The organism is Streptomyces milbemycinicus (assembly GCF_002154605.1).
Taxonomy (GTDB): Bacteria; Actinomycetota; Actinomycetes; order Streptomycetales; family Streptomycetaceae; genus Streptomyces; species Streptomyces milbemycinicus.
Genome location: NZ_MUNE01000686.1, coordinates 1 through 503 on the forward strand (window position 1 = coordinate 1; position 503 = coordinate 503).

Genomic DNA, 503 nt, shown 5'->3' on the forward strand with positions numbered 1-503 from the left:
GGTCTTCCGCGCACCGGCCGGCGAGAAGATGACCGACGCGGCCAACAAGGCGACGGTCCAAAAGACCGTCCGCGAGCTCCGGTCGGGCTCGGACGAGGTCGCCTCGGTCGCCGACCCGTACAAGGCGGGCGGGGTCAGCAAGGACAAGACCACGGCGTACGTTCTGACCTCCTACAAGGTCAGCGCCATGGAGCTGGAGGACAAGACGCGGGACGCGCTGAAGGAGGCGGGCGAGGACGCCCGCGCCTCGGGGCTGACGGTCGAGATCGGCGGTGACGCGCTGGAGCAGATGCCCGAGACCGGCGCCACCGAGATCATCGGCATCGCGATCTCGGCGGTCGTCCTCCTCATCACCTTCGGCTCGCTGGTCGCCGCCGGACTGCCGCTGCTCACCGCGATCATCGGCGTCGGCATCGGCATCTCCGGGATCACCGCCCTCGCCACCACCCTGGGCCTGTCCAGTACGACCTCGACGCTGGCGATGATGATCGGCCTCGCGGTCG

General features: G+C 69.6%; 1 protein-coding gene. It reads left to right on the plus strand.

Annotated elements, in window-relative coordinates; translation table 11 throughout:
• Nucleotides 1–503, plus strand: a 503-nt coding sequence (locus CCN51_RS42795) for an MMPL family transporter (RefSeq protein ID WP_158104751.1), incomplete at both ends; no start/stop codon positions are given.